Here is an 11,925-nt window from a genome sequence, read left to right on the forward strand (position 1 = left end):
GCCTCGGGGAGCTCAGGCGTCCGCGGGGAGCACCACGACGTAGCGTCGCGGCTCCACGCCGGCCGACTCCGAGCGCAGGCCGGCGGCCGCGACGGCGTCGTGCACGATCTTCCGCTCGAACGGCGACATCGGGTCCAGAGAGACCGGCTCGCCGGACTCGGTCACCTTCGCCGCGGTCTCCGCACCGAGCTGGGACAGGCGAGTGCGCTTGTCCGCGCGGAAGCCGGAGACGTCGAGCATCAGCCGCGAACGCTCGCCGGTCTCGCGGTAGACCGCCAGCCGGGTGAGCTCCTGGAGCGCTTCGAGCACCTTGCCGTCCTGGCCGACGAGCTGGCTCAGCTCGGCACCCACGATGGACACGGCGGCCCGGTCGGCCTCGACGTCGATGTCCAGGTCGCCGTCCAGGTCGGCGATGTCGAGGAGCTCCTCGAGGTAGTCCGCGGCGATGTCGCCCTCCTGCTCCAGGCGAGCGATCTTGTCGCTGTCGCCGGCGGGGGCGGTGTCCTCGATGGCGGTCTCGTCGGTGACGACCTCGGTCTCGATCTCGGCGCTCACTTCTGCTCTCCCTTGCTGGGTCCGGACTTCCCGGACGGGTTGTTCTTGGGGGTGGTGCCGCCCTTGCTGCGCTGGGAGCGGGTCTGCCGCTTCGGCTGCTGGCGGGTGGTGGGACGCGGCTCGGTCACGGTCGTCGTACCGGTCTCTGCCGGCTCCTCGGTGACGGCGTGCCCGTGACGGGCCGCCTTGGCCTTGTCACGGTCCTGCTTGGCCTTGAAGGCCGGCGTGCCCGGGGCGGGGTTGTTGCGGATGACGTAGAACTGCTGGCCCATGGTCCACAGGTTCGACGTGGTCCAGTAGAGGAGGACACCGATCGGGAAGGCGATACCGCCCAGGCCGAACGCCACCGGGAGGATGTAGAGCAGCATCTTCTGCTGCTGGGCGTACGGCCCGCTCATCGCCTCGGCCGGCATGTTCTTGGCCATCAGCTGGCGCTGGGTGATGAAGGTGGTGGCCGTCATCGCGAGCACCAGGATGGCCGCGACGACCATGACCAGGGCGTGCGGGTCGTCGCCCCAGGTGCGCGAGGCCCAGAAGTTGCCGTTGATCGGCAGGCTGCCGAAGATCTTCGACTCGCCGAACTCGTGCGCCTTCTCCTTGGTGAGGAAGCCGTGCGCCTTGTCGCTCTTGGCGGCCCCGGAGAGCAGTCGGAAGAGCGCGAAGAAGATCGGCATCTGCAGCAGGATCGGCAAGCAGGACGCGAACGGGTTGGTGCCCGCCTCGCGGTAGAGCTTCATCGTCTCCTCGGCCAGCTTCTGCCGGTCGTGGCCGTACTTCTTCTGCAGCTCCTTCACCTTGGGCTGCAGCAGCTGCATGTTGCGGCTCGACTTGATCTGCTTCACGAACAGCGGGATCAGCGCCGCCCGGATGACCAGGGTCAGGCCGATGATCGACAGCGCCCAGGACAGGCCGCCCGCGCCGTCGAGACCGATCAGCGTGAAGAACTTGTGCCACCCGAGCAGGACCGCCGAGATGATGTAGTACAGCGGCACCATGATGAAGTGACCGATGTCGCCGATGAAACCCACGAGTCAGGCTCCTTGCTGGGAGTCGGGACCGCCGGCGGACGCCGGCAGAAGTTCGGGTGGGGGCGCGTCACCGCGCCGGGGCGGCACGTGGTCGACGCCGCCGGGGGACCAGGGGTGGCAGCGCAGCAGGCGCCGGCCAGCCAGCCAGGTCCCCTTGATCGCGCCGTGCACCCGCAACGCCTCCACGGCGTACGCCGAGCACGACGGGTAGTAACGGCAGGTGGGGCCCAGGAGCGGGCTCAGAGTCACCTGGTAGACCTTCACCAGGCCGATGAGCAGCCACTTCATCGGGCCTCCGTGACACGCTGGAGACAACGGTCGAGGTCCGCCACCAGTTCCGGGTACGACGACCCGGCCGCCGCCGGCTGGGCCCGGACCACGAGCACCGACCCGGCCGGGACGCCCTCGATCCGCTCCCGCACCGCGTGCCGTAGCCGCCGCTTGACCCGGTTGCGGACGACGGCGGTGCCGACGGCCTTGCTCACGACGAATCCGACGCGCGGCGTCGTCGCGGCACCGGCTCGGGGACCGGGCATGCCGACGACCTGCCGCTCCGGACGGAGCAGCAGGTGCGTGACGACCGTGCGGGAACCGGCCCGGAGGCCTCGTCGGCCGGCGGCCCGGAAGAGCTCCGGGTCACGCAGCCGGTGGCCGGCGTCGAGCATGGACTCAGCCCCGCGGGTTCCGCTGCGCGGACACCCCCGGATGCCTGCCCGTCCTCAGACGGACAGGCTCGAGCGGCCCTTCCGGCGACGGTTCGCCAGGATGGCGCGACCGGCGCGGGTGCGCATCCGCAGTCGGAAACCGTGCACCTTGTGGCGACGACGGTTGTTGGGCTGGTACGTCCGCTTGCTCACGAATCGGCCTCTCAGGTGCAATGATCGGGAAGGGTCTTCCGGCAGCCTGCACGCGGCCCCGGTCGGGAGCCGGCCGGCGCGTCGGCCGCCACCGCGCAGCCACGAGCACCCGAGAGCGGGAGACTTCGTGGACATGCGGCACCGGTCGACTCCAGTTGACCAATGAACGGTACGCGCAGGCCGGAGGAAGGGTCAAACCGGCGTCGTCCTCGCGCGGGCGCGCGTGAGATGCCCCGCAATTTCCCCCACGCCGTTCAAAACCTGTGGATAGCGGGTTGATCGACCCCCTCCTCGGCAGTTAGGTTCGACAGATCCGGGTTTCCCCGCCGGTCTCGAAGCACCCCGCCGTCCTTGCTCGCGGTCGCCTGCGCTGTCCTGTCGACACCGCTCTGACCTGCGGAAATGCTGACGAAACGGGTGTTCCGGGCGGCCTCGGTCAGGCGTCGTCGACCTGATGATGCAAATGTTCACAACCTGTGGACAAACTTGTGGACCAGACCAGGCCACCGACAGCGAGAGGTGTGAGGCGTGACCGGCAACCCCGATCAGCCCCCGAACGACGCCAGCCCCGAGAGCGCGATCGCGCGCCTCGAACGTGAGTGGGCGGTGGTGGTCGGTGACCTCCAGGCCCACCAGCGCGCCTGGCTGCAGTCGAGCAAGCCGGTGACCCTGCACGGCACCACCGCGATCGTGGCCGTGCCCGACGACTTCACCCGCAAGCGGTTGGAGGGGCGTCTGCGCAGCCAGCTCGAGGACGTGCTGACCGAGCGCTTCGGCCACGAGGTCCAGCTCGCCGTCACCGTCGACAGCTCGCTGCAGGCCGAGCCCGGCTTCGAGGGACACGCCTACGACGACGCCCCGGCCGAGCCTCCCGTCGATTTGTCGACAAGTCCCCAGGTCGACACATCGACGTACGACGCGCCGCGGACCGGCGCCCCCAGCTTCGACACCGGGTACGACGCCCCCGACCGCCCCGCGCTGCTGCCGAGCCCGAGCACCCCGCCGGCCACGAGCGGTGAGTCCCGGCTGAACCCGAAGTACACCTTCGAGACCTTCGTCATCGGCTCGTCCAACCGCTTCCCGCACGCCGCGGCCGTCGCGGTGAGCGAGGCGCCGGGCAAGAGCTACAACCCGCTCCTCGTCTACGGCGAGTCCGGCCTGGGCAAGACCCACCTGCTGCACGCGATCGGCCACTACGTGCGCACGATCTACGCCGGCTCCAAGGTGCGCTACGTCTCCAGCGAGGAGTTCACCAACGAGTTCATCAACGCGATCCGCGACGACCGGCAGGACCGGTTCAAGCGGAAGTACCGCGACGTCGACGTGCTGCTCATCGACGACATCCAGTTCCTGGAGGGCAAGACCCAGACCCAGGAGGAGTTCTTCCACACCTTCAACACGCTGCACAACGCCAACAAGCAGATCGTGCTGACCTCCGACCGCCCGCCGAAGCGGCTCGAGGCGCTGGAGGACCGGCTTCGCAACCGGTTCGAGTGGGGCCTGATCACCGACGTGCAGCCGCCGGACCTCGAGACCCGGATCGCGATCCTTCGCAAGAAGGCCGCGATGGACCGGCTCACCGCGCCCTCGGACGTGCTGGAGTTCATCGCCAGCAAGATCCAGACCAACATCCGCGAGCTGGAGGGCGCGCTGATCCGGGTCACCGCCTTCGCCAACCTCAACCGCCAGGACGTCGACATGACGCTGGCCGAGATCGTGCTCAAGGACCTGATCCCCGACGGCGGCGAGCCGGAGATCACCGCGCCGCTCATCATCGCCCAGACCGCGGCGTACTTCGGCCTGACGATCGAGGAGCTCACCGGGCCGAGCCGCGGGCGCCACCTGGTGATGGCCCGGCAGATCGCGATGTACCTGTGCCGCGAGCTCACCGGCCTGTCGCTGCCGAAGATCGGCGCGCAGTTCGGCAACCGCGACCACACGACGGTGATGTACGCCGAGCGGAAGATCAACCAGCTGCTCGGTGAGCGCCGTGCGGTCTTCAACCAGGTCAGCGAGCTCACCAACCGGGTGAAGATGCAGGCCCGCCAGGGCTGATCCCTGTCGTTCCAGCCTGTGGAGAACTCACCCGGAATTGTGAGAACTACACGGGGAGGATTCCGTGGAGCCGCCAGGACACCTCTCCACACCGCATCGTCCGTCCCCACCCGCGGCCCTGCCGCGCACATCTCTCCACAACCGTCCTCCACCTCTCGAAGGGCCGCTGACCTGCACGGATGCCGGTTGTCCACAGATTCCACCGAGGCTATGACCACTCCGTACCTACTGACGGATCGTTCGAACGCCGAACTCCTCCCGGCACCCTGCCTGTGGAACGACACCCGCGGACCCGATCCGACTCGCCGACGGGCGGTGTCACGCTCAGGGCGGTCGTGGCAGGATGCAACCCCAACCGAACTCAGTGATGAGGTACGACGAACGTGAAGTTCCGAGTCGAGCGCGACGTCCTCGCCGACGCCGTCGCCTGGGCTGCGCGCAGCCTTCCGGTCCGTCCGAGCGCCCCGGTGCTCGCCGGCCTGCTGATCGAGGCCAGTGACGAGGGCCTGGTGCTCTCGACGTTCGACTACGAGACCTCCGCGCGGGCCACGCTCACCGCCGAGGTCCACGACGAGGGCAAGGCGCTCGTCAGCGGCCGCCTGCTCGCCGACATCTGCCGCAGCCTGCCCAACAAGCCGGTCGAGCTGACGCTCGACGGTGCCCGGGTCTCGCTGACCTGCGGCTCCTCGCGCTTCTCGCTGCAGACGATGCCCGTCGAGGACTACCCGACGATCCCGGAGATGCCGGCCGCGACCGGCACCGTGCCGAGCGACGCCTTCGCGCACGCCGTGGGCCAGGCGGTCACCGCCGCCGGCCGCGACGACATGCTGCCCGTGCTGACCGGTGTCCGGATCGAGATCGAGGGCGACACCATCGCGCTGCTGGCCACCGACCGCTTCCGGCTCTCCCAGCGCGAGCTGACGTGGAACCCCGGCACCCCCGACGCCTCGGTCGCGGCCCTGGTGCCGGCGAAGGTGCTCGGCGACACCGCCAAGTCGCTGACCGCGGGCCCGGAGGTCACCATCGCGCTGTCCGCCTCCGGCGCGGGCGACGGGATCATCGGCTTCGAGGGCACCGGCCCCGGCGGCGTGCGGCGGACGACGACCCGGCTGCTGGACGGCGAGTTCCCCAAGGTCCGCAGCCTGTTCCCGAGCGAGAAGCTCACCATCGCCAAGATCGACCGTGCCGAGCTGATCGAGTCGGTCAAGCGCGTCTCGCTCGTCGCCGACCGCAACACCGCCGTGCAGCTGAGCTTCCGCGACGGCGCCCTGGTCCTCGACGCCGGGTCCGGCGACGACGCCCAGGCCTCGGAGTCGGTGCCCGCGCAGATCGAGGGCGAGGACCTGGTCACCGGCTTCAACCCGACCTTCCTGCTCGACGGCCTCGGCGCCATCGACCAGGCCGTCGTCGAGCTTGCGTTCACCCAGGCCGCCAAGCCCGTGGTGATCAGCGGCACCGACGAGGAGTCCGAGGAGCAGGGCGGCTCGTTCCGCTACCTCTTGATGCCTCGGCGACTCTTGAGCTGACACCCACCACGACACCCAAGGGAGTGCATCGCATGCACATCGGACTGGTCGGACTCGGCAAGATGGGTGGCAACATGCGCACCCGCCTGCGCAACGGAGGGCACACGGTCGTCGGCTACGACCGCAACCCCGACCTCGCCGACGTCGGCAGCCTCGCCGAGCTGGTCGAGGCGCTGCCCACGCCCAAGGTGGTGTGGGTCATGGTCCCCGCCGGCGACCCCACCCGCTCCACCGTCGCCGAGCTCAAGGAGCTGCTCGGCGAGGGCGACCTCGTCGTCGACGGCGGCAACTCCAAGTACACCGACGACGCGGTCAACGCCGCCTCGCTCGCCGAGAAGGGCATCGGCTTCGTCGACTGCGGCGTCTCCGGCGGGGTCTGGGGCCTGGAGAACGGCTACGCCCTGATGTACGGCGGCGCGGCCGACGACATCGCCAAGGTGCAGCCCGCCTTCGACACCCTCAAGCCCGAGGAGGGTGGGTCGGTGCACGCCGGCCCCACCCCGGGCGCCGGGCACTTCGCCAAGATGGTCCACAACGGCATCGAGTACGCCATGATGCAGGCCTACGCCGAGGGCTGGGAGCTGCTCGAGAAGGTCGACATCGTCGAGAACGTGCCGGAGATCTTCGAGTCCTGGCGCTACGGCACGGTGATCCGCTCGTGGCTGCTCGACCTGCTCACCGAGGCGATCGAGGCCGACGAGCACCTGGAGAAGCTGCGCGGTTACGCCGACGACTCCGGCGAGGGCCGGTGGACCGTGCAGGCGGCGATCGACAACGCCGTGCCGATGCACGTCATCGCGGCCTCGCTCTTCGCCCGGTTCACCTCCCGCCAGGAGGACAGCCCGGCGATGAAGGCGATCGCGGCGATGCGCAACCAGTTCGGCGGGCACGCCGTGCACACCGAGCCGCCTCCGGGCGGCGAGGCCAACCCGGCCTGATCGCGCGGCCCGGAGGAGGGATGATGGTGCGGTGCACGTCGCCCACCTGACCCTCCACGACTTCCGGTCGTACGCCGACGTGGACGTCGCGCTCGAGCCGGGCGTGACGGCCTTCGTCGGCCGCAACGGGCAGGGCAAGACCAACCTGGTCGAGGCGATCGACTACCTGTCCCGGCTCTCGTCGCACCGGGTCGCCACCGACGCACCGCTGATCCGGGCCGGCACCGAGCAGGCAGTGGTCCGCGCGGCGGTGGTCCGCAACGGACGCACCGCCGTGCTGGAGGTCGAGCTCAACCCCGGTCGCGCCAACCGGGCCCGGATCAACCGGTCGCCGCTGCCGCGGGTGCGCGAGCTGGCCGGCCTGGTGCGCACCGTGGTGTTCAGCCCCGAGGACCTCGCGCTGGTGAAGGGCGACCCGGGCCAGCGGCGCCGGTTCCTCGACGACCTGCTGGTGCTGCGCACCCCGCGCTACGCCGGCGTGATCGCCGACCACGACCGGGTGCTCAAGCAGCGCAACACCCTGCTCAAGACGCTGTACGCCGCCCGCGGGTCCAGCCGCGAGGCGGCACTGGCCACGCTGGCGGTCTGGGACGACCACCTCGTCGCCACCGGCACCGAGCTGCTGCGCGCGCGCCAGGCGCTGGTGACCGACCTGGCGCCGTACCTCGGCAAGGCCTACGAGGCGGTCGCCCGGGGCGCGAGCCGCGACGACGCCCGGATCGAGTACGCCGCGACGGTGCCCGCCGGCGAGGACGCGGCGGAGTCCTTCCGCGCCGAGCTCGCCCGGCGCCAGGCCGAGGAGATCCAGCGCGGGGTGACCCTGGTCGGCCCGCACCGCGACGACCTGGTGCTGACCCTGGGGCCCGGCGACGAGCACCGGCTGCCGGTGAAGGGCTACGCCAGCCACGGCGAGTCGTGGTCCTTCGCGCTGGCGCTGCGACTGGCGTCCTACGACCTGCTGCGTGCCGACGGCGACGACCCGATCCTGGTCCTCGACGACGTCTTCGCCGAGCTCGACGCGGAACGGCGCGAGCAGCTGGCCGCGCTGGTGGCCGGCGCCGAGCAGGTGCTGGTGACGGCGGCGGTCGCGGCCGACGTACCGGAGGCGTTGCGGGGGACCACCTTCCACGTCGCGGCCGGCGAGGTGACCCGTGCCTGAGCCGGAGGACGACACACCTGCCGAGGAGGAGGCCGAGGAGCACCGGCCCGACGGGCTGGACCTCGCCCGGGCGCAGACCCTCGGTGCCGCCGGGGCCGCGACGACGCCTGCCCGGCGCCGCATCCCGCGCACCGGCCTCACCCCGAGCGGCACCCGCCGCGGCCGGAGCCGGCCCGGCGAGGCGCAGCTGAGCGGGGCGCGCCCCGACGGCCGCGACCCGCAGGGCCTGGGTCCGGAGGTCGACCGGCTCGTCGGGGAGCGGGGCTGGGGCCTGGACCTGCAGGTGCGTGGCGTGTTCGCGCGCTGGGCCGAGATCGTCGGCGACGAGATCGGCGCCCACTCCACGCCGGAGACCCTCGTCGACGGCACCCTCGTCGTCCGGACCGACTCCACGGCCTGGGCGACCCAGCTCAAGCTGCTCGCCGCGACCCTGGTCAAGCGGCTCAACGAGGAGCTCGGTCGCGACACCGTCCGGGTGGTCGAGGTGCTCGGCCCGCACGCGCCGTCGTGGAAGCACGGGCGCCGCGGCACCCGCGACGGCCGCGGCCCGCGCGACACCTACGGCTGAGCCGCCGGATTTCTTGACTCTCCGACCGGCCCGGACCTCGCTACGATGCAGCAGGTTCAGGGGGGATACGTCCGCAGGGTGAGGAGATCGTCATGAGCAGTTTCGAGCCGCCGGCACCGCCGCCGCCTCCCCCCGGTCCGCCGGGTCCGCCCGGGCCGCCGTCGTGGGGTCCGCCGGGCGAGTCCGGCCCCTGGGACGTCGGCCAGGCCGTCAGCTGGGGCTGGGAGAAGTTCCAGCGCAACATGAGCCAGATGATCATCGCCGCGCTGGCGATCTTCGCGGCCTTCGTGGTCTTCTCGCTGCTCTACGTCTTCGCGATCATCCCGGCGAGCTCGAGCGACGGCTGCAGCGTCAACTACACGACCGGTGACCTCGACTGCGACGACGGCTGGCCGTTCCTGCTGACCTTCGCGATCGTCGCGGTGCTCGGCGTCGTCTTCTTCATCTTCGCCCAGGTCATCGGGGCCGGCCTGATCCGCGAGGCGCTCGGCGTGACCGAGGGCCGGGCGTTCACCACGGCCGGGGTCTTCAAGTTCGAGAACATCGGCAACGTCGTGGTGACCAGCCTGCTCGTCGGCGCGGGGACCTTCGTCGGCTACCTGCTGTGCATCATCCCCGGCATCATCTTCGCCTTCTTGTCGATGTACTCGCTCTTCTTCGTCGTGGACAGGAACCTCGCGCCGGTCGAGGCGATCAAGGCGAGCATCGAGCTGGTCCGCAACAACCTCGGCCCGGCGCTGATCTGGTACCTGGTCGCGATCGTCATCGTCTTCATCGGCGAGCTGCTCTGCCTTGTCGGCCTGCTGGCCGCCATCCCGGTCGCGCTGCTCGGCTCGGCGTACACCTACAAGCGGCTCTCCGGCCAGCCGGTCACGCCCTGACCCGGTCCCTGCGCCCGGCGGCTTTTTCGGGCCGTCGGGCGTAGGGGGACCCGGCCGACCCCCTGCGCGGGCCGCGAATCCGCCTTTCCGGGACGCTGAGACGGCGTTCTCGGATCTGGACCACCCCCTGCGCCGGGTCGCTCACGTGATCTGAGGCCCTCAGCGGGCTAGAATGGGTTCCTGGCCGGGAAACCGTCTCCGTCGACGCGACTCGGCCTTCGCCATGCCATCGGCCATGGCGTTCTCCCCGTTGAGCAGAAGAGGTCACCCGCGTGTCGACTGACGACCAGGCCACCCCGCAGGAGACGGAGTACGACGCCTCCGCGATCCAGGTCCTCGAGGGTCTCGAGGCCGTCCGCAAGCGCCCCGGCATGTACATCGGCTCCACCGGCGAGCGCGGCCTGCACCACCTGATCTGGGAGATCGTGGACAACGCGGTCGACGAGGCGCTCGCCGGCTACTGCGACGTGATCAAGGTGTCCCTCAACGCCGACGGCTCGGTCACCGTCGTCGACGACGGCCGCGGCATCCCGACCGACACCGCGCCGGGCCAGGAGCTGCCCGCGGCGACGCTGGCGCTGACCGTGCTGCACGCCGGCGGCAAGTTCGGCGGCGGCGGCTACAAGGTCTCCGGCGGTCTGCACGGCGTCGGCTCCTCGGTCGTCAACGCGCTCTCCGACCGCCTGCACCTGCAGGTGAAGAACCGCGGCTACCTGTGGGAGCAGGAGTTCTCCCTCGGCACCCCCGACTACGCGCTGCGCCAGGTCCGTCCGCTGGAGGACGGCGAGCGCACCGGCACGACCGTCACGTGGTGGGCCTCGCCGGACATCTTCGAGACGACCGACTACACCCTGGAGACCATCTCCACCCGGTTCCGCGAGATGGCGTTCCTCAACAAGGGCCTGCGCATCGAGCTGGTCGACGCCCGGCCGAAGGCCGAGGAGCTCGCCGAGGCCGTCGAGGACGGCACCGGCGAGGTCGAGGGCGTCGCCGACTCCGCGACCGAGATCCACGCGGCCGACGTCGACGGCCACAAGGCGCTGGAGCAGGTCTTCCAGTACGAGCGCGGCCTGGCCGACTACGTCGACTTCCTCAACAAGCGCAAGACGCCGATCAGCTCGGTGATCTCCTACGAGGCCGAGACCGGCGACGACGCGGCCAACCCGATGAGCCTCGAGCTGGCGATGCAGTGGCAGGCCTCGTCGTACAACGAGTCGGTGCACACCTTCGCGAACACGATCAACACCCCCGAGGGCGGCACCCACGAGGAGGGCTTCCGCGCCGCGCTCACCTCCCTGGTCAACCGGTGGGGCGAGGAGTGGGGCCTGATCAAGAAGAAGGAGGACCGGCTGACCGGTGACGACATCCGCGAGGGTCTCACCGCGATCATCAGCCTGAAGATCTCCAACCCGCAGTTCGAGGGCCAGACCAAGGCCAAGCTCGGCAACACCGAGGCCAAGGGCTTCGTGCAGTCGGTCGTCAACGACCAGCTCGGCGCCTGGCTGGAGCAGAACCCGAACGAGGGCAAGGAGATCATCCGCAAGGCGCAGGCCGCCGCGACCGCGCGGATCGCGGCCCGCAAGGCCCGCGACCTGGCCCGCAACCGCAAGGGCCTGCTCGGCGGGGGAGGCCTGCCGGGCAAGCTGCGCGACTGCAGCTCGCGCAACCCCGAGGAGTGCGAGGTCTTCATCGTCGAGGGTGACTCCGCCGGCGGCTCCGCGGTCATGGGCCGCGACAACAACATCCAGGCGATCCTCCCGATCCGCGGCAAGATCCTCAACGTCGAGAAGGCGCGCATCGACAAGGTCCTGGCCAACCAGGAGGTCCAGGCGATCATCTCCGCGCTCGGCACGGGCGTGCACGAGGAGTTCGACCTCGCCAAGCTGCGCTACCACAAGATCGTGCTGATGGCTGACGCCGACGTCGACGGCCACCACATCAACACCCTGCTGCTGACCCTGCTGTTCCGGTTCATGCGCCCGCTGATCGAGGCCGGCCACGTCTACCTCGCGCAGCCGCCACTCTACCGGATCAAGTGGAACAAGCCGCACGAGCACGAGTACGTCTACTCCGACGCCGAGCGCGACGCGGTGATGCGCGACGGTCTCGAGCAGGGCAAGAAGCTGCCCAAGGAAGCCCCGATCCAGCGCTACAAGGGTCTCGGCGAGATGAACGCCGACGAGCTGTGGGAGACCACCCTCGACCCCGACCAGCGGGTGCTCCTCCAGGTCACCCTGGAGGACGCGGCGCAGGCCGACGAGATCTTCTCGATCCTGATGGGGGAGGACGTCGAGCAGCGGCGCTCCTTCATCCAGCGCAACGCCAAGGACGTCCGATTCCTCGATATCTAGGTCTCTA

Annotated in this window: 12 protein-coding genes; 7 read left to right on the forward strand and 5 right to left on the reverse strand. The window is 70.2% G+C overall.

The features are described 5' to 3' along the window. Positions 1-12 precede the first annotated feature (12 nt). Genes MRBLML1_RS05085 through rpmH form a run of 5 tightly spaced genes read right to left on the reverse strand, consistent with a single transcriptional unit; the run spans position 13 to position 2,440 of the window. The gene (locus MRBLML1_RS05085) at positions 13-555 is read right to left on the reverse strand and encodes a protein jag (RefSeq protein WP_414691218.1); all 543 of its coding nucleotides are present in this window, start codon (positions 553-555) and stop codon (positions 13-15) included. Next, positions 552-1,550 carry a membrane protein insertase YidC gene (gene yidC / locus MRBLML1_RS05090; protein WP_414691229.1) on the reverse strand — a complete coding sequence of 333 codons (999 nt, stop codon included), beginning with the start codon at positions 1,548-1,550 and terminating at the stop codon, positions 552-554. Before yidC ends, MRBLML1_RS05085 begins: the two co-directional genes overlap by 4 nt. Positions 1,551-1,586: 36 nt before the next feature. Next, the gene (gene yidD / locus MRBLML1_RS05095; RefSeq protein WP_364512305.1) at positions 1,587-1,871 is read right to left on the reverse strand and encodes a membrane protein insertion efficiency factor YidD; all 285 of its coding nucleotides are present in this window, start codon (positions 1,869-1,871) and stop codon (positions 1,587-1,589) included. Continuing rightward, complete coding sequence (rnpA, locus tag MRBLML1_RS05100) at positions 1,868-2,248, reverse strand: ribonuclease P protein component (protein WP_364512308.1); 381 nt, start codon at positions 2,246-2,248, stop codon at positions 1,868-1,870. The genes yidD and rnpA overlap by 4 nt, the downstream gene beginning before the upstream one ends. A 54-nt stretch (positions 2,249-2,302) precedes the next feature. Continuing rightward, on the reverse strand, positions 2,303-2,440 hold the full coding sequence (gene rpmH / locus MRBLML1_RS05105; RefSeq protein ID WP_075018668.1) for a 50S ribosomal protein L34: 138 nt from the start codon (positions 2,438-2,440) through the stop codon (positions 2,303-2,305). A gap of 528 nt (positions 2,441-2,968) precedes the next feature. Here rpmH and dnaA point away from each other — a divergent pair. The 7 genes from dnaA (at position 2,969) to gyrB (ending at position 11,918) form a co-directional block, all read left to right on the forward strand. Further along, on the forward strand, positions 2,969-4,495 hold the full coding sequence (gene dnaA / locus MRBLML1_RS05110) for a chromosomal replication initiator protein DnaA (protein WP_414691219.1): 1,527 nt from the start codon (positions 2,969-2,971) through the stop codon (positions 4,493-4,495). Between the two features lie 383 nt (positions 4,496-4,878). Continuing rightward, complete coding sequence (gene dnaN / locus MRBLML1_RS05115; RefSeq protein ID WP_364512312.1) at positions 4,879-6,021, forward strand: DNA polymerase III subunit beta; 1,143 nt, start codon at positions 4,879-4,881, stop codon at positions 6,019-6,021. 23 nt (positions 6,022-6,044) lie between these two features. Next, positions 6,045-6,959, forward strand: coding sequence for a phosphogluconate dehydrogenase (NAD(+)-dependent, decarboxylating) (gene gnd / locus MRBLML1_RS05120; protein WP_364512314.1), 915 nt, complete (start codon positions 6,045-6,047; stop codon positions 6,957-6,959). Positions 6,960-6,990: 31 nt separating this feature from the next. Beyond that, on the forward strand, positions 6,991-8,118 hold the full coding sequence (gene recF, locus MRBLML1_RS05125; RefSeq protein ID WP_364512317.1) for a DNA replication/repair protein RecF: 1,128 nt from the start codon (positions 6,991-6,993) through the stop codon (positions 8,116-8,118). Beyond that, positions 8,111-8,686, forward strand: coding sequence for a DUF721 domain-containing protein (locus MRBLML1_RS05130; RefSeq protein WP_364512320.1), 576 nt, complete (start codon positions 8,111-8,113; stop codon positions 8,684-8,686). Before recF ends, MRBLML1_RS05130 begins: the two co-directional genes overlap by 8 nt. Positions 8,687-8,778: 92 nt before the next feature. After that, positions 8,779-9,567 (forward strand): hypothetical protein, encoded by a 789-nt coding sequence (locus MRBLML1_RS05135; RefSeq protein ID WP_364512324.1) that lies wholly within the window; start codon positions 8,779-8,781, stop codon positions 9,565-9,567. 272 nt (positions 9,568-9,839) lie between these two features. Continuing rightward, positions 9,840-11,918 (forward strand): DNA topoisomerase (ATP-hydrolyzing) subunit B, encoded by a 2,079-nt coding sequence (gene gyrB / locus MRBLML1_RS05140; RefSeq protein ID WP_364512327.1) that lies wholly within the window; start codon positions 9,840-9,842, stop codon positions 11,916-11,918. Positions 11,919-11,925: the final 7 nt, after the last annotated feature.

The sequence above is a fragment of the Nocardioides sp. LML1-1-1.1 genome (genome assembly GCF_040676175.1).
In the GTDB taxonomy this organism is placed as follows: Bacteria; Actinomycetota; Actinomycetes; order Propionibacteriales; family Nocardioidaceae; genus Nocardioides.